This is a genomic window from Microbacterium sp. NPDC057944 (assembly GCF_042887445.1).
Classification (GTDB): Bacteria; Actinomycetota; Actinomycetes; order Actinomycetales; family Microbacteriaceae; genus Microbacterium; species Microbacterium natoriense.
Genome location: NZ_JBHVPJ010000001.1, coordinates 1,414,826 through 1,435,652, shown reverse-complemented (window position 1 = coordinate 1,435,652; position 20,827 = coordinate 1,414,826). Strand labels below are relative to the sequence as shown.

Here is a 20,827-nt window from a genome sequence, read left to right as displayed (position 1 = left end):
GGCTCAGAAGCCGGAGACGGCGACGCGCAGAGCTGCCTCGACCGTGACCGCGTGCGGGGACAGCGCGCCGGGGCGACGCACCAGGAACAGGGTGTTGATGGGCGGATCGTCGGTCGGCCGGAGCACGATCAGCCGCCCGTCCGCGAGCTCGGCGGCGATCAGATAGCTCGGCAGCACCGTCACGCCCGCTCCCCCGACGGCGGCGGCTGCGAGCGCCCGCAGATCGGGTGCGACCAGCGCCGGTTCGCGCTCCAGTCGGATGCCGAACACATGCCGCCAGTACCGTCGCAGGATCGGCAGGTCGTGCGCGTAGGCGAGCAGCGGGATGTCTGCGAGCTCGGCGGCCGACAGCTCGACGGAGGGAGCGATCCCCCGCGACGGCGACGCGACGAGGACGAACTCCTCGTCGCACAGCGCTGACGCCGCCACCGACCTCCCGCGAGGGCGCACGGCGGAGACGACGAGGTCGAGGGAGCCCGTGCGCACGGCGTCGAGGAGGTCGTCGGCCAGGCCCGCGGTGACGGAGAGACGGAGACCCGCGGCGACGGCGGGCGCGAGCGCGGGGAGCGCCACCCTGGCGAGGAACTCGGCCGCCCCGCCGAGCCGCAGCACGGGCGCCGCGGCGGTCGAGTCCTGCCCCACCGCTGCGGCGAGCGCGTCAAGCGGGGCCGCGAGCCGCGCGGCGAGCTCGTCGGCGCGAGGGGTCGGGCGGATGCCGCGTGCGAAGCGCTCGAACAGGGGCTCGCCGGTGCTCCTCTCGAGGGCCTGGAGCTGGGCGGTCACCGTCGACTGCGCGAGTCCGAGCGTGCGCGCCGCGGCGGAGACCGAACCGGCCCGGTAGGCGGCGAGGAACGTGCGCCACAGCGGGAGGTCGCGTAGACCATCGATATTTCGATCGCTCATATCGAGAATGTATCGGAATCACGCACCATCAGCATCCGTTCCCCCTGATGCACCCCGATCACTTCGACCCCATTGGAGACACCATGTCCACCGTCCTCTTCGTCGTCACCGGCGCCCGCACCTGGACCCTCGCCGACGGCACCGCTCACCCCACCGGCTTCTGGGCCGAAGAGCTGCTGACGCCCTACCGCCTGCTCACCGCGGCCGGTCACTCCGTCGCGTTCGCGACCCCCGGCGGCGTGACGCCGGTCGCCGACCTGGCGAGCCTCGGAGAAGGCGATGTCGACGCTCTCGCCGTGATCCCCGGCCTCTCGTCCCCGCTGGTGCTCGCCGATGTCGAGCCCGCGGCCTACGACGCCGTCTACTACCCAGGAGGGCACGGGCCGATGCAGGACCTCGCGACCGATGCCGCCTCCGCCGCGCTGATCACGGCCACGGTGGCGGGCGGACGCCCGCTCGCGGCGGTGTGCCACGGGCTCGCGGCTCTGCTCCCCGCACGCACCGCCGAGGGTCGGCCGATCGTGGCCGGCCGCCGCATCACGGGGTTCTCCGACGAGGAGGAGCGCCTCGGCGGTCTCGCCGATCGCGCGCCCTTCCTGCTGGAGACCTCGCTGCGGGAGCTCGGAGCCGATGTCGACGTCGCCCAGCCCTGGAGCGATCACACCGTGGTCGACGGGCTCCTGATCACCGGGCAGAACCCGCAGTCATCGGCATCCGCCGCCGAGGCCCTGGTCTCAGCGCTGTCCTGACCGGCGCATTCGCGCCGGGTGCGTCACAGCGCGCGGATCCGCCAGGATGCCGCATGCTCCGCGCCCGGCGCGAGCACGACGAGATCGACACCAGAGGTGAAGGCGTCGGGCGGGCACGTCATCGGCTCGACCGCGAGGCCGATGCGATGGATGCCGTCGACGCCGGGGTTGTCTGCGGTGTGCACCTGCACCCACGGGCAGCGCTCGTCCCAGGTCATCGCGACGCCCGTGCCGCCCGGCGCCGTCAGACGCACCTCGGCCACGCCGTTTCCCCGGGTGAGGCCGGTGAACGCGTGGTCGATGAACACGTCGCCGATGGGCCGCGGGGCCCGGAAGTCCCACTCGGGGTGCCCGGACACGGGTTCCACGGCCACGGGGCTCAGCCGATCGGGCGTGACCGTGAGCACCTCGGACGCGGGAAGCGTCAGGGTCCATTCGTCGACGCTCCGCTCAGGGCCGGCCACGAGGTACGGGTGCGGACCGGCGCCCCAGGGGGCGGCATCCGTCCCGAGGTTGCGGGCGGTGACCGTCTGGGCGAGACCGTCGGCGTCGAGCCGGTACTCGACCTCGACCTCGACGCGGAACGGGTAGCCGGACTGCGGTTCGATCACGGCGGCGAGCACGATGCGGTCGTCGAGCACGAGCCGGTCGGCGAACTCGGTCCAGCACAGCAGCCCGTGCAGCGCCTGCCCTCGCGACGGCTCCGTCAGCGGGAGCTGGTGCTCGACGCCGGCGAAGACGTAGCGTCCGTCGACGATGCGGTTGGGCCAGGGGGCGAGGGTCGCGCCGCGGTAGCCGGGGCGCACCTCGTCGGCCTCGAAGGGCACCACGAGGTCGCGCCCGTCCTTCTGCAGCGTCCGCAGGGATGCGCCGACGCTCGCGATCACGGCCTCGTATCCGCCGCTCGCGATGCGCAGCTGCCTGCCCGACCTCGGAATGCTCATCACGCCTCTATCTTCACAGGCCCTGCGCGAGGCGGTAGTACGCCTGGTTCCAGCGCACCTGCTTCTGGAACTCGGGAAGCGTGGTCTCCTCGTCGATCACGAGCAGTTCGACCTCGGCCATCTCGGCGAAGTCGCGGAACGCCTCGATCCCGACCGCCGTCGACATCACCGTGTGGTGCGCGGCGCCGGCGGTGAGCCACGCGGCCGCGGAGGTCGTGAAGTCGGGCGCGGGCTTCCACACCGCGCGACCCACCGGCAGCTTCGGCAGCGACGCCCGCGGCGGCACGTTCTCGACGACGTTCGCGGTGAGGCGGAACCGGTCGCGCATGTCGCTGAGCGCCACCACGACGGCGGGTCCGGGGTCGGCGGTGAAGACCAGGCGCACCGGGTCGTCCTTGCCGCCGATGCCGAGGGGGTGGATCTCGAGCGTGGGCTTCGCGGTGGTCAGCGAGGGCGAGACCTCCAGCATGTGCGCGCCGAGGATCAGCTCGTCGCCGGGGGTCATGTCGTAGGTGTAGTCCTCCATGAGGCTCGCGCCTCCGGGCAGGCCCGATCCCATCACGTTCGCGATGCGCACGAGCACGGCCGTCTTCCAGTCGCCCTCCGCGCCGAAGCCGTAGCCCTCGGCCATCAGACGCTGCACGGCGAGGCCGGGGAGCTGCGTCAGCGCGCCCAGGTCCTCGAACGAGGTCGTGAAGGCGCCGAAGCCGCCCTCCTCCAGGAATGAGCGCAGGCCGATCTCGATCGCGGCGCCGTCGCGCAGCGAGGAGTGCCGGTCGCCGCCGCGGCGCAGCTCGGGGGCGACCTCGTACAGCTCCTCGTACTCGGCGACCAGCGCGTCGATGTCGGACGCGGATGCCGCGGCCACTGCGTCCGCCAGCTCGTTGACGCCCCACGTGTTGACCTGCACGCCGAACCGCAGCTCGGCCTCGGTCTTGTCCCCCTCGGTGACCGCGACGAAGCGCATGTTGTCGCCGAAGCGCGCCAGCTTGAGAGACCGCGCGGCGGCGAGACCGGCGGCGGCGCGCTGCCACGTGCCGAGCTCGCGGCGCACGCGCGGGTCGCTCGCGTGGCCGACGATCGTCTTGCGCGGCACGCCGAGCCTGGTCTGGATGTAGCCGAACTCGCGGTCGCCATGCGCGGCCTGGTTGAGGTTCATGAAGTCGAAGTCGATGTCGGCCCACGGGAGCTCGACGTTGGCCTGGGTGTGCAGGTGCGCGAGCGGCTTCTGCAGCGCATCGAGACCGGCGATCCACATCTTCGCGGGGCTGAACGTGTGCATCCATGCGATCAGTCCGATCACCCTGTCGTCGGCGTTCGCCTTGAGGGCGGTCCTCTTGATGGAGGCCGCGTCGGTGAGGACCGGCTTCCAGACGATCTTCACCGGAACCTCGCCCGCCTCGTCGAGGATGCGGGCGATCTCCTGCGACTGCTCCGCGACCTGCGCGAGAGTCTCGGGGCCGTAGAGGTGCTGGCTGCCGGTGAGGAACCAGACCTCGTAGCCGTCGAGGGAGGTGGTGAGCGTGGGCATTTCTGGCCTTTCTGTTTCCGTTCGTTGAGCGAGGAGCGAAGCGACGAGACGAAACGCGGTGTCCGACGGGAAGCTGCGTTTCGTCTCGCTCCGCTCGCTCAACGAACGGGAGGGAGTGCGGTGATGGCGGCGGACTCGATGGCGAGGCCGGCGCGGTAACGGTCGAGGTAGGCGGCGAAGCCCGCGACGTCCTCCGGATCAGGAGCGACGGTGCGGAGGGATGCCGTGGCGAACACGCTCTCGTCGAGATACGCGTCGAGGGCGAGGTCGTCGGCGTGAGCGAGGTACGACGCGAGCACCGCGATGCCCCACGCCCCGCCCTCGGAGGCGAGATCGCCCACGGCGACCGGGGCGCCGAGCGCGCCGGCGAGGAATCGCTGCGCGACGCCCGCGGTGCGGAACATGCCGCCGTGCGCGAACATCCGGTCGAGCCCGACGCCCTCGGCGGCGAGCACCTGCATGCCCAGCGCCAGGGTTCCGAACACGCCGTACAGCTGCGCGCGCATGAAGTTCGCGAGCGTGAAGGCGCTGTCCGGGGTGCGCACGACGAGCGGTCGGCCTGCGGTGAGCCCCGCCAGCGGCTCACCCGCCAGATGGTTGTAGGCGAGGACGCCGCCGGCATCCGCCTCCCCTCCGAGCGCCTCGCGGAAGAGCGCGTCGAACGCCGCATCGTCTCCGACGGGGTGGCCGGCGGATGCGGCGAAGCGGATGAAGAGCCCCGCCCAGGCCGCGAGCTCGCTGGCGCCGTTGTTGCAATGCACCATCGCGACGGCGTCTCCGACCGGGGTGGTCACGAGGTCGAGCTCGTGGTGCACCTCGGCGAGCGGGCGCTCGAGGACGACCATCGCGAAGATGCTCGTACCCGCGCTGACGTTGCCCGTGCGCGGCGACACCGAGTTCGTGGCGACCATCCCCGTGCCCGCATCGCCCTCCGGCGGGCAGAGCGGGATGCCGGCGGGCGTCGCGCCCGTGGGGTCGAGCAGCAGCGCACCCTCTGCGGTGAGTGATCCGGCCGGGGCCCCCGCGGGGAGCACGGCCGGGAGCAGCGCGCCGAGCGACGAGGGGAGGCGGTCGCCCGCGAGCGCGTCGTAGGCCTGCAGCATCCTCTCGTCGTAGCTGCCGGTCGCCGAGTCGATGGGGAACATGCCCGAGGCGTCGCCGACGCCCAGCACGCGGGCGCCCGTGAGCCGCCAGTGCACGTAGCCGGCGAGGGTCGTGACGAAGCCGATGCCCGGCACGTGGGGTTCGCCGTCGACGACCGCCTGGTGCAGGTGCGCGATCGACCAGCGCAGCGGGATGTTGACCCCGAGCAGCGCGGTCAGCTCGGCCGCCGCCGCACCGGTGTTCGTGTTGCGCCACGTGCGGAACGGCACCAGCAGCTCGCCGTCCTCATCGAAGGCGAGGTAGCCGTGCATCATCGCCGAGACGCCGATCGCGCCGAAGGTCGCCGGTCGCACTCCGTAGCGGTCGTGGGCATCGGCCACGAGGTCGGCGAACGCCGCTTGGAGCCCCGCCCACACCTCGTCGAGCCCGTACGTCCACAGTCCGTCCTCGAGCCGGTTCTCCCAGGAGAACGAGCCGGTGGCGAGCACCTCGGAGGCGTCGGCGCCGATCAGACACGCCTTGATGCGGGTGGAGCCGAACTCGATGCCGAGGCTCGTGCGTCCGTGGGCGATGTCGTCGCGACCGCTCATCGGCGGGCGTCCGCGCTCTGGCCGTACACGTTCTGGTACCGGTCGTAGAGCCGGTCGATGGCCTCCTGCGGCAGCGGGATCAGCGGACCCGCCTCCCTGGCGTGGTGCACCGTGCGGGCGACGTCCTCGACCATGACGGCGGCCTTCACGGCATCCTTCGCATCGACGCCGATCGTGAACGGGCCGTGGTTCTGCATGAGCACGGCACGGCTGCGGTGACCGCGGAGGGTCTCCACGATGCCGCGGCCGATGGAGTCGTCGCCGATGATCGCGAAGGGGCCGACCGGGATCGGCCCGCCGAACTCGTCGGCCATCGCCGTGATCACGCAGGGGATCTCCTCGCCGCGCGCGGCCCAGGCGACAGCGAACGTCGAGTGGGTGTGCACCACGCCGCCGATCTCCGGCATGTTCCGGTACACGTAGGCGTGCGCCGCCGTGTCGCTGGAGGGGCTCCGGTCGCTGCCGGGGGTGCCGGGCACGACCGTGCCGTCGAGGTCGCAGAGGATCATGTTCTCGGGTGTCAGGTCGTCGTAGGAGACGCCGGACGGCTTGATCACGAACAGGTCGGCGCCCGGGACCCTGCCCGACACGTTGCCGCCGGTCCAGACGATCAGGTCGTAGCGCACGAGTTCGGCGTGCAGGCGGGCGACGTCCGCGCGGACGGCGCGGATGGACGCCTCGACCTCGGGGGTGAATGCGGTCATCGGCTATTCCTTCTTGCGGGTGACGGCGCGCTGCAGGAGCACGAAGACGAGGAGGATCGCGCCGGTGATGATCGTCGTCATCTCGGGCGGGATCTTGCCGTCGCGGGTGATGAGCACGTTCATGAGGCCGAGCACGAGCGCGCCGACCACCGAGCCGAGCACGTAGCCGTAGGCGCCGGTGAGCACGGTGCCGCCGATCACGGCCGCCGCGATCGCGTCGAGCTCCCAGCCGATGCCGGTGATGTTCTGCGCGGTGCCGAGACGCCCCGTGTAGAGCACGGCGGCGATGCCGGCGAGCGTGCCGCTGATCACGTACACGAGCACCTTGGTGCGCGGCACCGAGAGGCCCATGAGCGCCGCCGAGTTCTCGGAGCCGCCGATCGCGTACACGGTGCGGCCGGTGCGCGTGCGGTGCAGGACGAAGAACGCGACGACCACGACGAGCAGCGCCACGATCACGGCCGGGGTGATGACGAGGTCGTTGACCTTCGGCCCGTCGACGACCTTGATCTGCGTGCCGATCCAGCGTAGCGGGGAGTCCTCGCCGAGCCGCTCGGGGACCGTGCTGAGCAGCGACGCGAGACCGCGACCCAGGAACATCATCGCCAGCGTCGCGATGAACGGCTGCACGTTGAAGTACCGGATCAGGATGCCGGAGACCAGGCCGAACAGGGAGCCGGAGCCGATCATCACCACGAGCACGGCGAGCGGATGCCACCCCGCGTTCGACAGCATGACGCCGGCGACCGAGGAGAACGCGATGATCGACCCCACCGACAGGTCGATCCCGCCGGTGAGGATGACGAAGGTCAGCGCCACGGCGAGCACGATGAGGTGCGTGTTGTTGATGAGCAGGTTCGACAGCGTGTTGGCCTGCACGATGCGGCCGTACGCGATCTCCCCGTAGACGACCATCGCGATCAGGATGGCGACGGCGGCGACGGTGGGCAGGGTCGACGGGTTGGTCGACACGAGCCGGCGGATGCGGGTCATGACGCCGGTCGCGGCATCCGTGCGGGCCGGAGCCTCGGTCAGGACGGTCATGCCGTCACCTCCTCTTTGCGGGCTTCGGCTCTCGGCGCGGTCGGGAACACGGCCTTCGGGCGGCGGGTGAACCAGCCGCGCACGCGGTCGGACTGCAGCAGGCACAGGACGACGATCACGATCGCCTTGAAGGCGGGGGTGGCCGACGAGGAGATGCCGAGGAACACGACGGTCTTGTCGAGCGTCGCGATGAGCAGGGCGCCGACGAAGGCGCCGCTGAGCGAGAACTTGCCGCCGGCGAGCGAGGCCCCGCCGATCACGACCGCGAGGATCGCGTCGAGCTCCAGCTGGTATCCGGTGCGCGAGATGTCGACCGTCATGACGGTGCCGACGGACATGATGCCGGCGACCCCGGCGAGCAGACCGCTGAGGATGTACGTGGTCAGCAGGAGGCCGCGCGGCTTGATGCCGGCCATCCGGCTGGCCTTGGGGTTGATGCCGATCGCCTCGATCATGAGCCCGAGCGCGCTGCGCCGCACGACGGCGGCGACGACGAGCACGATCAGCACGGCGAACAGGAAGACCACGGGGATGCCGACGACGTATCCGTTCGCGATCCAGCGGTACGGGTCGCTGGACGCGGCGGTGTTCTGGCCGCCCGTGATGACCTTCGCGATGCCGCGGCCCGCGAGCATGAGCACGAGGGTGGCGATGAACGGCTGGAGTCCGACGTAGGCGACGAGGATGCCGTTGACGGCGCCGAGGACGCCGGTGATCAGCAGCGTGAGCCCGATCGCAGCCAGTGCGACGCCGACGGAGGTGGAGTCTCCCGCCGCCTTCAGGAACTCCATCGACACGGCGCCGCCGACCGCCATGAGCGATCCGACGGAGAGGTCGATGCCCGCGGTGGCGATGACGAGAGACATGCCGAGCGCGATCATCATGACGGGGGCCGCGGCCTTGAGGATGTCGATCAGGTTGCCGACGAGGTTGCCGTTGTTCGGGTTGACCGAGATGGCGAGGTACGTGGGGTCCTTGAGCACGTTGAGCGCGAGCAGGGCCACGAGGGCGACGATCCCCCAGAACCACGGCTTGCGGATCACCTCCCTCAGCCAGGCGGTGGGGCGGGATGCTGCGGCGCTCATCGCGTCTCCTCTTCTGCGTCTGCGTCGACGGGCCGGGCTTCTCCGCCCGGCGCCTCGTCGAGGCTCTCCGCGGCGCTCTCCACGCCGTGGGCGGCGATCACGTCGACGACCGACTGGGCGGTGACGTCGGGGCCGTTCTGGATCTCGCCGATCTTCTGGTGGTCCTTGAGCACGACAATGCGCTCGGACAGGCGGACGACCTCCTCCAGCTCGGAGGAGATGAACACCACCGACATCCCCTCTTCGGCGAGCTGCGCCACGGCCTCCTGGATGTCGGCCTTGGCTCCGACGTCGATGCCACGGGTGGGCTCGTCGAGGATCAGCAGCTCGGGCTTGGTGGCGAGCCAGCGGCCGAGGAGGACCTTCTGCTGGTTGCCTCCGGAGAGGTTCTTGATCGGGCGGTTCGGGTCGGCGGGGCGGACGTTGAGCTCGGCGATGTACCTGTCGACGATCTCGTCCTGCTCCTTCTTGGGGATCGGGCGCGCCCAGCCGCGCTCCGCCTGGAGGGCGAGGATCATGTTCTCGCGCACCGTGAGGTCGGCGATGATGCCCTCGTCGCGACGGTTCTCGGTCGAGAACGCGATGCGCTTCGCGAGGGCGTCGGCCGGGGACCTGATGTCGCCGACGACGCCGTTCAGCTCGACCGTGCCCTCGTCGGCGCGATCGGCGCCGTAGAGCAGGCGGGCGAGCTCGGTGCGCCCTGAGCCCAGGAGGCCGGCGAAGCCGACGACCTCTCCGCGGCGGATGTCGAGGTCGGTGGGCTGCACAGATCCGCGGCGTCCGAGTCCGCGGGCGGACACGACGGGGGCCTCGTCGGCGGTGCGGGCGTCGGTGCGGCGATTGCCGCCGAGCGCCGAGAGCGCGTCGAGGTCCTTGCCGATCATCTTCGAGATGAGGGCGTGGCGGTCGAGGTCGCGCGTGAGGTACTCGCCGACGTACTGCCCGTTGCGCAGCACCGTGAGACGGTCGCTGATCGCGTAGATCTGGTCGAGGAAGTGCGAGACGAAGAGGATCGCGACGCCCTGGTCGCGAAGGGTCCGCATGACGCGGAAGAGGCCGTCGACCTCGGCGGCGTCGAGGCTCGAGGTGGGCTCGTCGAGGATGAGCACCTTGGCCTTGATGGCCATCGCCCGGCTGATCGCGACGAGCTGCTGCATGGCGATCGACAGGCTCGACAGCGGCTGATGGGTGTCGAGGTCCTCCAGGCCGAGACGGGTGAGGGCCTCGGTGGCCGCACGGTGGGTGGCGCGCCAGTTGATGCCGAAGGGGCCGCGCACCTCGTGCCCCAGCATGACGTTCTCGCCGATGGAGAGGTTCGTGACCAGGTTGACCTCCTGGTACACGGTCGAGATGCCCGCGGCCTGCGCGTCGCTCGTCCCGCGGAAGCTGCGCTCCTGGCCGGCGACGACGATCGAGCCGGAGTCGATGCCGTAGACGCCGGTGAGGGCCTTGATGAGGGTCGACTTGCCGGCGCCGTTCTCGCCCATCAGCGCGTGCACCTCGCCCTGGAAGAGCCGGAAGTCCACGCCGTCGAGCGCCTTCACGCCGGGGAACTCGATCGAGATCCCCCGCATCTGGACGATGGGCAGTTCTTCGTTCATTGCTCTGACTTCCGGTCTCTGTGTCTCTCTGCGGAGGGTGCCCGGGCGGCGCTCGGCGCGCCGCCCGGGCGGGTGGTTCAGTACTTGCGGTCGGGCAGAGCGGCCTTGGCGGCCTCGGCGGAGTCGAACGCCTCGCTCGGCACGATGATGTACGAGTCGACCTTGTCGCCGGCGAGCGCCTTCTTGACGACGTCGAGAGCGGTCTCGCCGAAGAGCGGGTTGTACTCGTGGACGTAGCTGAGCTTGCCGTCGGCGAGCGCCTGGATGGCGTTCTTGGTGCCGTCGATCGTCGCGATCTTGACGTCGGTGCCGACGGTCAGACCGGCCTCTTCGACCGCCTGGGATGCGCCGAGGCCCATCTCGTCGTTCTGGGCGAAGATGAACTGGATGTCGTTGTTGTTCGACTTGAGCAGGGTCTCGGTGACGCTCTTGCCCTCTTCGGTGGACCAGTTCGCGGTCTGCGCCGCGACCTTGACCAGCGAGGAGTCGCCGAGGCCCTCTTCGAAGCCCTTGTTGCGCTCGTTCACGACGCCGACGCCGGCCGGGCCCTCGAGGACGATGTAGTTGCCGCCGTCGGGGAACTCCGCCGCAGCCCAGGTGCCGACCTCCTTCGCGACCTCGACGTTGTCGGGCGCGATGCGGGTGACGTAGAGGCTGGTGTCGTCGGGCTCGATGCCGCGGTCGAGGAGGATGACGGGGATCTCCGCCTCCTGTGCGCGCTTGAGCGAGTCCTCCCAGCCGGTGGCCTCGGTGGCCGAGAGCAGGATGACGTCGACGCCCTCGTCGACGAACGACGTGAAGTTGTCGATCTGCGACTTCTGGTCGAGGTTCGCGGCCGGCGCGTACTTCAGGTCGTAGCCGGCATCCTCGGTGAAGGTGTCCTGGATGTTCTTCTCGTTGGCCTGACGCCAACCGCCCTCGGGGCCGACGGCGACGAAGCCGACCGTGATGAGGTCGCCGGAGCCGGAGCCCGCGTCGGATCCGCCCTTGTCGTCTCCGCCGCCGCTGCAGCCCGTCAGGCCGAGCGCGAGAGCGCCGGCGACGCCGAGTCCGATCATTCCGAGCAGTCGCTTGGATGTAGCCATTTTTGTCTCCTCCTTGAGTGCCTCCGGCGGTTCGCCGTCGGGTGACGCGTCCGCCGTGGACGACGTATGTGGTGCTGTGCTCACCCAATTGTGCGCGGTAACAAAACTTTGCGCAAGTCCGGATTCCCCGTCGTTACGCCGTCGTGACGAGAGGGGCGCCGAGGACGGTCTCCCGGCCTCGACGCCCCTCCGTCGGCGATGGGTCAGCGCGCCGCGCCGCACCCGCCTGCCGGGAGGGCGAACGGCAGGGTGCGCTCATGGTGCACCCCGTCGACATCCGCCCTCAGCACGATCTGCGCGCTCCCCGCCGGGACGACGGCGAGCCTCGTCGACTGCGCTGCGGACGCGCTCGCCTGCGGGGAGAGCTCCGAGAACGCCCTCGAGCCGTACGGCGTCGTGACGGTCACGTCGGTCGCGATGTCTCCGGTGTTGGTCACCGTGAGGACGAGCTGCGCCTTGCCCGCCACGCAGCGCACGCTGCCGAGCAGCGTCGCATCGAGCGTGGGGCCGACCCTGTCGACGAAGGCGACGTCGTAGGTCTTGGACGCGCCGGAGGGCGCCGTGACGAGCACCGAGGCGACCCCGGAGTCACCGGCCTGCGTGACCGCGACGGCAGCCGCTCCGTCGGTCGCGACCGCGCGCAGCACCGGACGCTGCTCGCCCGCGGGCCACGGCACCTCGTACGCGGTCGTCGCCGATGCGAAGCCCTGCAGCGGCGCGCCGTCCAGGGTGATCGCGGCGAGCGTGTCCACCGAGGAGACGCCGGGGGCGGATGCCTGCAGCTCGACCTCCGACACGATCATGTGAGTGGCGGCGCGGGCGTTCATGACCACCCTCACGGCATCGGCCTGCACGGAGCCCAGCGGCACGTCGACCACAGGAGCGGAGCCGTCCGCCGGGACGGGGACGTCGACGAGGGATCCGATCGTCGTCCAGGGGCCGGCGCCGAGGCGGTACTGCACGGAGAGCGACTGCGGCCAGCTGTTCGACGAGCCGTCCTTGTAGAAGAAGATCCTCGCGCTCTGCATCGTCTCGGTGCGGGTCAGCGCGTAGGTCAGCGTGTCCTGCGTGTTCTTCGTGCCCGACCTCCAGTTCGACCATCCCTTGTCCGTGGTGAGGCCGTTCTTCGTGCGGTCAGCGCCGTAGGTGGAGCTCTCGGTGAAGGTCGCGGATGCCGTGCTCGCCGGGGCGACGTTCCGCGTCGACGGAACGGTCACGATCACCGACAGGGTCGCCGTGAGCGCTCCGCCGCCCGGCGCGCGTGCCGACCCCGGCACGGTGACGACGCCGGGAGTGGCGAACGAGGAGTCGGCGACGCCGCTCCAGTCCCAGGTGACGTCGACGGGCAGCCGCTGGTCGGTGGCGCCGATCACGGCGGGCGCCGTCGCCGGCGCCGAGGCTCGCACCGAGGACAGCGGTGCACCCGCGTACGTCGTGACGGACACCGGATCGGTGATCGCCACGGACCCGACCTCGACGATCGCCGTGGCCGTGAAGGCGGCGCCGAAGAGGTCGACGCCCGTCCCGCCGATCGTCCTGGTACCGGGCGTCGACCAGTCGGCCCCCGCCGTGTCCCACGTGACGGCGGCGGTGCGCTCGACACCACCCCGATAGGTCAGCGCCACCGTGGGCGGGAGCGTCGGGGCCGTGCCCTGCACCGCACCCGTCGTGACCTTCTGCACCTCGACCAGTTCGGTGTCGGCGAGCGTCCAACGCTGGTTCGCCCCGTCGTTCGAGGTCCACAGCCCCACGCTCGCGCCATCGGCGGAGCTCTGCCCGTTCACGTCGAGCACGCGCTCGCCCGAGACGCTGAGCAGCGAGAACGTCGAGCCGTCGGCGGTGGACGAGATCCACTGCAGGGCGGGATCGGATGCCGCCTGCTCCGGCGTGGCGGAGACCACGGTCACCCCTCCGCCGGACTCGGCGAGGAACCTGCCGTCACCCGACTGCAGGGCGAAGCGGTGCCGATCGGCGCCCTCCCCCGACAGGGTCCGCACGGTCCAGGTCTGGGCGGTCGCGGCATCCGAGGTGGTGGCGGGGGTGCGGATGACCGCCGCCGTGCCGTTCGCGGCGAGCGCCTTGCCGCTCTGTACGCCGAACAGCTGGTAGCTGTGGCCGTCGCGCAGCGAGGCGGCCTCGTCGGCGACGCCGGAGACCCCGGAGATCAGGAGCGTCGTCACCGACTTCGCGGGGACGGTGACCTTCGCGGTGCGGGTGGCCGCGTCGACCGCGACGGGCGCTCCCGCCACGAGCGCGTTGCTCGTGGGGTTCGCGGCCGTCGACTGCGTGGTCACGATCGGCGTCACGGTCGCCCCTGCCGCCACGGCGCCGAAGCGCGAGAGGTCGAGCGTGAGCTCACGCGCCGAGGACTCCGTGTTCACGTGCACGAGGGTCGCGGCGTCGCCGGAGGCCGAGACGGCCGCGGTGGTCTGCGCGTCGCCCGACGGGATGAGGGCGTCTCCCGGACGGATGTAGTGCGTGAAGTTGCGCACGGTGTTGAACTTCGCGTTGGTCTGGACGCGGCAGCTCGGGTCGGCCTCGCCGTCGGCGATGCGCCGCACGGAGTCGCCGTCGGCGTTGCAGTCGAAGTCGACGAACACCGATCCCCAGTTCTTGTTCTCGACCTTCTGCATGTTGTAGGTGTCTTCGACCGGCTGCCAGAACACCCAGGCGCTCGGCTCCAGCTCGCGCAGGTCGTCGACGATGCGACCGGCCATCCCGAGGCCGTTCTCGATGTTGGTGAGGTTGTAGCCGGTGCCGTCCCAGTCGCCCTCGACCTCGCTCATCCACAGCGGCTTGTCGGCGCTCTTCGCGATGTCCCTCACCACGAGGCGCCCTGAGGTGCCGTAGGTGTGCACGTTCAACTGGTCGACCTCGGCCTTGGACTCGTCGCTCCACGCGTTCCAGTTGGTCGCGAAGATCGACGGGTTCGTCTCGTCCATCGCCGAGATCGGCACGTCGGTGGCGGTGCCGGGCTCCGCCAGGCGGTCGGCGAGGACCTTGATCATCGCGTCCTGGGCGGCCGGTCCGATGTGTGCGCCCTCCTGCCGGCTCGCCGAGGTGGGCCAGCCGTCGGGTCCGAGAGTGGTGGACCAGTAGTTCGTGTTGGGCTCGTTGAACGGATCGAGGCTGGCGAAGTCGATGCCGTGCTCCTGCTCGAGGCGCTCGACGACCGTCACGAGGTAGTCCGCGTACGCGTCCATGTCGGCGGCGGACAGCTGCTCCGCGTTGCCGTTGCCGATGCCGCCCGAGACGTAGCCGCTCTGGGTGAGGAAGTAGGGCGGCGAGTTGCTGAACGCCTCCCAGTGCGTGACGCGGTCCTTCAGGGCGTCGATCCACCAGCGCTGGGTCTCATCGGCGTCGAAGTCGTAGCTCGCCGGGTCGTCGCCGTCCCAGGCCGCACGGTACTCCGCGCGGTCGGCGTACGTCGAGCTCGCGAGATCGGGGTTCCACCAGCCCTCCACGGCGCCGCCGGGGCGCAGATACCCCGGCACGTCGGTCGCGTTGCCTCCGCCGATGTTGTACCGGGCGATGTTGAGGTTGAGCCCGTCCTCGCCGAAGACCTTGTCGAGCAGATCCTGCCGGACGTCGTCGGGGTAGCCACCCGTCGCGTTCGCGAACCAGACGAGGCTGGTCCCCCATCCCTCGAACGGGGATGACGCGTAGCCGGGGTTGGGGGTGATGGTGAGCGGGATCGCAGCCGCCTGCGCCGCGGGGGCGCCGGTCGCGAGCGCACCGGCGCCGAGGGCGCAGATCCCGAGCGCGGCAATGGTTCTCTTCGACTTCATCGTCTGTCCTCAGAGTATGTGTTGACGTCAACAGTGAGCGGTAACAGTGAGCATAGGGACACCCCGCTCTCACGTCAACAGGCGCGTCGCCTCAGGGGACACCCCGGGGCCGTCGCCGAATGGGCGTGCCGCGATCCGGCGCCTCGATGAGCGCGAGAGGAGTCGGCTCAGCTCCGCGGAGCGGCGGTCGACGCGCGCAGCTTGAGCTCGGGCTGGATCAGCTCGCGCTCCTCCGTCTCGCCACCCTCGATCGCCGAGAGCAGCTCCCCGATGACGAGCCTGCCGAGCAGCGCGAAGTCCTGGCGGACCGTCGTGAGCGGGGGCAGGTAGTGCCGAGCATCCGGCACATCGTCGAAACCGACGACGCTCACGTCGTCTGGCACCCGGATGCCGCGCTCGGCGAGGCCGTGCATGAGCCCGAGGGCCATCTGGTCGTTCGCGACGAAGACGGCCGTGGCGTCGCCGAGCTCGACGCTCGTGCCGAACGCGTACCCCGAATCCGACGACCAGTCGCCGATCATCGGCTCGGCCACGGGAAGACCGGCCTCCTCGAGCACCGCGCGCCAGGCCTCGGTCCGCGCCTTGGCGTCGAACCAGTCCGGCGGACCGGCGACGTGCAGGATCGAGCGGTGTCCGAGATCGATCAGGTGGCGCACCGCCGCCGTCGCGCCCGCGCGCTGATCGACGGATGCCGTGTGCATCTCCTCGTCGGGCTCCTCCTTGACGACCAGCGTCGGCACGCCGATCGACTGACGTCGCAGCAGGTCGAGGGACGAGGCGCGGGGGGCGATGACGCACAGGGCGTCGACCCCCTGGGTGATGAGCTCCATGACCCCGGCGTCGACACGGCGGTCCTCCCCGTCGCCCACGGAGAACGAACTCACGGCGTAGCCGTACTCGCGCGCGGCGACCTCGATCGCGCGCAGGGTGCTGCTGGGTCCGAAGTAGCCGGGGTTGTCGATCAGGGCGCCGATGCGCATCGTGCGGTTGGTGGCGAGGGCCCTGGCGATCGAGCTGCGCGTGTAGCTCATCTCGGCGATCGCGTTCATCACCTTCTCCCGCGTGGATGCGCGGATGTTCGGGTGCCCGTTGAGCACGCGCGAGACGGTCATGTGCGACACTCCGGCGCGATCCGCCACATCGTAGATGCTCGGCTTGCGCGGCCCGCCTCCGTCTGTGCTCACGCTTTCCCCCTGACCATGTGACCGGCAACAAACACGACATTACTGCGCGGGGCACAGAAACACGGAGTTTCCGCCCGCGGGTCACCCCGCGGGCGGAGACTCCGTCGGTTCTGCCGGTGTCAGCCGCAGCTGCGCGCGACGTACCCGGCGGTCGCCACGACCGAGCGCCCGTCGACGGTCGCGGTCACCGACACCGACCCGGCGGGGATGCCGGCGAGACGGGTCGACAGCGTCTGCGAGGTCGACGCGTCGACGGCCACGGATTCGACCGCCCGTGTGCCGTAGGCCGTGGCGAGTTCGAGGGCGACGGGGGTCTCCCCCGTGTTCTTCACCTGCACGACGAGCGTCACCTTGCCTGCGGTGCACCGCGTGGTCGCCACCACCGACACCTCCGGCATCGGCGCCTGCGGTTCGATCAGCTGCGGAGCGACGCTCTCCAGCGTCGGCACCACCGCTTTGATCAGGCCGTCGGCTCCGAACTCCACCCTGTCGATCGTGGTCTCGCGGTTGTTGCCGTTGCCGCCGGGGATCGCGAAGCGGTGATAGGCGATGTACCAGTCGTCGGTCCCCGGCACGTTGATGATCGAGCTGTGGCCAGGGCCCTTGATGCCGAGGGAGAGGTCCTTCTGCAGGATCACCCCGCGGTACGTCCACGGTCCGGTCATGCTCGTCGCCGTCGCGTAGCCGACGCGGTAGTTCTCCGAGCCGGTGTCGTCGATCGCGTACGTCAGGTGGTACAGACCGTTGCGGTAGTTGAAGAAGACGCCTTCGCGGAAGTCCGTCAGTCCGCTGATCCGCTGATAGGTGCCGGCCTTGATGGAGATCATGTCGTCGTTCAGCTCGGCGAGCACCGGGGAGCCGTTGCCCCATCCGAGGTACCACTTCCCCGTCACGGGGTCGTGGAACGCCGCGGGGTCGATCGCCTGCCCCGAGGTGACGGCCTCGTTGTTGAGGATCATCGCCTGCGGCTGCGCGACGAACGGCCCGTACGGGCTGTCGGCGACGGCGACGCCGATCGTCTTGCGGTTCAGGGCCGCGTTGTGGCCGCTGAAGTAGAAGTAGTACTTCCCGTCCCGCTCGATGATCGTCGGAGCCCACGCGTTGCCCGTGGCCCACGGCACGTCGCCGTTCGCTCCGTCGAGAGTGAGGAACGGCTCGTCGGAGCGTGTCCAGTCGACCAGGTTCTTCGAGCTCCAGACGTAGAACTCCTTGCCGCCCCAGCCGGCGTAGCCGTCGGAGGTCGCGTAGATGAAGTACGTGTCGCCGAACACCGCGATGTTCGGGTCGGCGTACAGCCCCGGCAGCACCGGGCTGTTCACGACGGTCGCCGTGATCGTCCACGTCGTGGTCGCGCCCCCTGGCGCGGTGAGCGTGTACGTCTTCGGCGTGCGCAGGTCGACGACCGTGCCGGATGCCGGAGACACCGTCACCCCGGCCGCCGTGCCGAACGTCGGGGCGAGGGCGGCGAGGTCCGTCCCCTTGACCACAGGAAGGGTCGCGGTGTGAGCGGTTCCGTCGACCAGCGGCGCGACCTTGAGGGCGGCGGGGTCGGCGAGGGACAGGTTGATGAGCTGATCGGTGACCCCCGCGTTCCCGAGGATCTCGGTGTCGCTCAGCGCGCGGTTGTAGATGCGCACGTCGTCGAACCATCCCTTGAAGTACTCGTCGGCCCCGTAGAAGGATCTGCCGAGGTAGCCGGAGAGGTTCGAGCCGAGCTGCTGCACGGTCGCCCCGAGCGTCGAGTTCTCACCCAGCTTGACCCCGTCGGAGTACACCTTCATCGTCGTTCCGTCGAAGACCACGTCGATCCGGTGCCACTGCCCGGCCGAGACCGTTCCGGTGACGGCCGACTCGTTCTGCCAGGAGCTCTGGGTGATGGCGCTGCGGACGTCTCCCCCGCGGACGCGGAGGAAGTGGTACCTGGTGGTGTCCGCACCCATCGCGAAGGTGAAGAAGTTGCCGCTGGTCTTCTCCGACTTCACGTCCATCGACACCGTCATGGTGCTGCGACCGTCGAAGAAGCCCGTGGGGAAGGCGGCGTATCCGCCGGAGCTGCCGTCCAGGCGGAGCGCCTTGCCCTTGACGGCATCCGTCGCCACCGCCGCGGTGCCGAAGGCGGTGAGGTCCGCCGTCCCGGCGGAGTCCTTCAGGGTGCCGTCGTCGAAGGTGTACTCCGCGATAGGCTGCTCCTGCGGCTCCTCCGGCTCGACGCGATCGGGGCCGTAGGCCGCGAGCAGCCTCTCCTCCTCGGCCTGTGAGAGTCGGATGACGGAGCCGTGACGGAACTTCTGGTCGAAGGAGTACTGGTTCGCGCCGGCGCCGCTGCTCAGCTGGGTGAACTGCAGGCTCGCGAGCGTGTCGGCGGTGTGGCCGTAGTACGCGTTCTGGTCGCCCATGACCGACCAGCGCCCGTCGGGCAGCTGATAGACCGTGAGCCCCTCCATCGACGCCCGCAGGCCGTGGGACGCCGCCTGCCCCGAGGCGATCACGGTGGTCCACGGGCCGTCGAGGCTCGTGGCCGTGTCGACCACGGTGTTCCAGTCCGAGGTGGAGAACCGGTAGTAGGTGTCGCCCTCCTTGGCGATCGTGGAGTCGATGATGTTCGGTCCTGTCGCACCGTCGCCGCGGTCGTTCAGGGAGGCCCAGATCTCGGGCTCGGTGAAGGTCACGAAGTCCCGGGTCTTGGTGAGGTAGACGCGCAGGGCCCAGTCGTTCGTGCCGTCGTCGCGCTGATCGCGGGCAGACCAGTACACGTAGTACTCGCCCGTGGCCTCGTTGTAGATCGCCTCGGGCGCCCAGACGCACCCGGCCTTGTCGAACCCGGCGAAGACGATGCGCTGATCGCTCCAGGTGACGAGGTCGGTCGACTCCCAGACGACGATGTTCTGGCTCGCGGTGAGCTGGTTCCAGCCCGAGCCGCCCGCACCGCCGCCCTCGGCATGGAGATCGGTGCCGATGATCCAGTACTTGTCGCCCTCGGGGGCCCGCACCAGGTGCGGATCGCGCACGCCGAGGTCACCCGCGAGGTTCGCGAGGATCGACTTGTCGTCGTTCAGCTTCGACCAGTGCAGGCCGTCGTCGCTGTGACCGAAGAAGATCTTCTCGTAGCCGCCCTCCGTCGCGAAGTGCGTCCACAGATAGCCCGCAGTGTAGTCCCGATCGAGCCCTGCGGGGGCCGCGGCGACGGTCACCGCGAGCGAGCGCTGCGCCGTCGTCCCCGGTACTGTCGCGGTGAGGGTGACCGCGGCGTCGGCGCTCCCCCTGGTCACGACGCCCGGCGCCCTGCCGTCCTGCGCGGTCGTGGAGATGACGCCCTGAGGCGACGCGGACCACACGATGCTGCTGCCGTTGACCGCGCCCGTCGCGGGGAGGGTGATGTTGCCGCGGATGTCGTCGGCGTTCGGGATCGTGATGCCGTCGAGGTCCGCCTGGGCGAGGGCGTCGCCGCCGGGCAGGGGGAGCACCGTGGCGTCGAACGTGCGCGTCGTGGCGGAGGCCCCGCGGACCACCGTCGCGGTGAGGACGACGTGCGCCGACGCGCTGCCGGCCGCCGGGCGGGTGACGACGCCGCTCGCGCTGATGCGCGCGGTGTCGCTCGACGCCCACGAGATCGTCGACCCGTTCGCCCCCGCGCTCGGAAGAGCCAGGTCGGCTGCGACCTGCGAGAGGTCGCCGAGGGAGAGCCCCGCGGCATCCCGCTGCATCCTGATCGCGTCGGTGGGGACGAGCGCGGCGACATCGCCTGCGCTCAGCGCGCTGCTGTAGATGCGCACGTCGCGGAGGCTGCCCGCGAGGGTCCTGTCGGCGTTGTACACCGATCGACCGAGGTAGTTCGCGGTCGTCACGCCGCCCCCGATCGCCGCGGGGGTCAGCGTCACCGCGGTGTTCTGCGCCACCTGCACCCCGTCGAGGTAGATGCGGGCGGTGTCGGTGGCGTCGTCGAGCGTGTAGGTCAGGGTCTTCCAGACGTCGCGCGGGAGGTTCGCGCCGGAACCGCCGACCGTCTGCTCCGTCGACCAGTTGCCGCTCGCGATGGAGGCCTTGTACGGGTTGCCCGTGGAGTAGAGGTAGCCGTTGCCGACCCCGGAGGCGTCGGTGTTGCCGAAGCCGTAGATGAAGTACGGGGTCGCCTGCGCCTGCCGCACCAGGACCTCCGCGCTCACCGTGATCGAGGTGAGTCCGGCGAGGAGGTTGTCGGGGAGCTTCACATGGTCGTCGACCCCGTCGAGGCGGACGCCCTCTCCACCCGCGAGCGTCGGCGCGCCGACGTAGGTCGCGTTCCGTCCGGAGCCGGAGGCATCGGCCGCGACGGTTCCCGTCGTCTCGCTGAGCGGGTAGTAGGCGACGAGGGTGTCGGCCGCGGATGCCGGCGAGACGGCGACCACGGCGCCGCCGATGCCGAGCACGAGGGTCGCCAGGCCTGCGACGGCCCTGGCGGCGAAGCGTTGCGTCATTGCATCTCCTTCTGTGCGGCCGTCGTCGGCCATGGTCTGCGGAGCGGTCGGCGTCGGCCGC

The 20,827-nt window shown here is 70.4% G+C and carries 13 protein-coding genes; 1 reads left to right on the top strand and 12 read right to left on the bottom strand.

Features of this window, described 5'->3' with window-relative positions:
* Positions 1 to 3: 3 nt before the first annotated feature.
* Positions 4 to 903 (bottom strand): LysR family transcriptional regulator, encoded by a 900-nt coding sequence (locus tag ACFVRO_RS06510; RefSeq protein ID WP_386950540.1) that lies wholly within the window; start codon positions 901 to 903, stop codon positions 4 to 6.
* A gap of 83 nt (positions 904 to 986) precedes the next feature.
* Between ACFVRO_RS06510 and ACFVRO_RS06505 the strand changes: the two genes are divergently transcribed.
* Positions 987 to 1,652: a type 1 glutamine amidotransferase domain-containing protein gene (locus tag ACFVRO_RS06505; RefSeq protein WP_386950538.1), complete on the top strand. Its 666-nt coding sequence runs from the start codon at positions 987 to 989 to the stop codon at positions 1,650 to 1,652.
* 23 nt (positions 1,653 to 1,675) lie between these two features.
* On the opposite strand, the gene ACFVRO_RS06500 is transcribed toward ACFVRO_RS06505, so the two are convergent.
* The 11 genes from ACFVRO_RS06500 to ACFVRO_RS06450 form a co-directional block, all read right to left on the bottom strand.
* Positions 1,676 to 2,596, bottom strand: coding sequence for an aldose 1-epimerase family protein (locus ACFVRO_RS06500; protein ID WP_386950536.1), 921 nt, complete (start codon positions 2,594 to 2,596; stop codon positions 1,676 to 1,678).
* Between the two features lie 13 nt (positions 2,597 to 2,609).
* A complete protein-coding gene (gene araA / locus ACFVRO_RS06495) occupies positions 2,610 to 4,127 on the bottom strand; it encodes an L-arabinose isomerase (RefSeq protein WP_386950533.1) in 1,518 nt (505 codons plus the stop codon).
* A 98-nt stretch (positions 4,128 to 4,225) separates the two neighbouring features.
* On the bottom strand, positions 4,226 to 5,821 hold the full coding sequence (locus ACFVRO_RS06490) for a xylulokinase (protein WP_386950530.1): 1,596 nt from the start codon (positions 5,819 to 5,821) through the stop codon (positions 4,226 to 4,228).
* Positions 5,818 to 6,525 (bottom strand): L-ribulose-5-phosphate 4-epimerase, encoded by a 708-nt coding sequence (locus ACFVRO_RS06485; RefSeq protein ID WP_341941176.1) that lies wholly within the window; start codon positions 6,523 to 6,525, stop codon positions 5,818 to 5,820. Before ACFVRO_RS06485 ends, ACFVRO_RS06490 begins: the two co-directional genes overlap by 4 nt.
* Positions 6,526 to 6,528: 3 nt before the next feature.
* Positions 6,529 to 7,569: an ABC transporter permease gene (locus ACFVRO_RS06480; protein WP_105676811.1), complete on the bottom strand. Its 1,041-nt coding sequence runs from the start codon at positions 7,567 to 7,569 to the stop codon at positions 6,529 to 6,531.
* Positions 7,566 to 8,654, bottom strand: coding sequence for an ABC transporter permease (locus ACFVRO_RS06475; protein WP_386950527.1), 1,089 nt, complete (start codon positions 8,652 to 8,654; stop codon positions 7,566 to 7,568). The genes ACFVRO_RS06480 and ACFVRO_RS06475 overlap by 4 nt, the downstream gene beginning before the upstream one ends.
* Positions 8,651 to 10,255 (bottom strand): sugar ABC transporter ATP-binding protein, encoded by a 1,605-nt coding sequence (locus tag ACFVRO_RS06470; RefSeq protein WP_386950524.1) that lies wholly within the window; start codon positions 10,253 to 10,255, stop codon positions 8,651 to 8,653. The genes ACFVRO_RS06475 and ACFVRO_RS06470 overlap by 4 nt, the downstream gene beginning before the upstream one ends.
* Positions 10,256 to 10,332: 77 nt before the next feature.
* Positions 10,333 to 11,340, bottom strand: coding sequence for an ABC transporter substrate-binding protein (locus tag ACFVRO_RS06465; RefSeq protein WP_386950522.1), 1,008 nt, complete (start codon positions 11,338 to 11,340; stop codon positions 10,333 to 10,335).
* A 203-nt stretch (positions 11,341 to 11,543) separates the two neighbouring features.
* Positions 11,544 to 15,128: a glycoside hydrolase gene (locus ACFVRO_RS06460; protein ID WP_386950519.1), complete on the bottom strand. Its 3,585-nt coding sequence runs from the start codon at positions 15,126 to 15,128 to the stop codon at positions 11,544 to 11,546.
* 167 nt (positions 15,129 to 15,295) lie between these two features.
* Positions 15,296 to 16,312 carry a LacI family DNA-binding transcriptional regulator gene (locus tag ACFVRO_RS06455; RefSeq protein WP_386950516.1) on the bottom strand — a complete coding sequence of 339 codons (1,017 nt, stop codon included), beginning with the start codon at positions 16,310 to 16,312 and terminating at the stop codon, positions 15,296 to 15,298.
* A gap of 119 nt (positions 16,313 to 16,431) precedes the next feature.
* A complete protein-coding gene (locus tag ACFVRO_RS06450) occupies positions 16,432 to 20,766 on the bottom strand; it encodes a family 43 glycosylhydrolase (RefSeq protein ID WP_386950513.1) in 4,335 nt (1,444 codons plus the stop codon).
* Positions 20,767 to 20,827 lie beyond the last annotated feature (61 nt).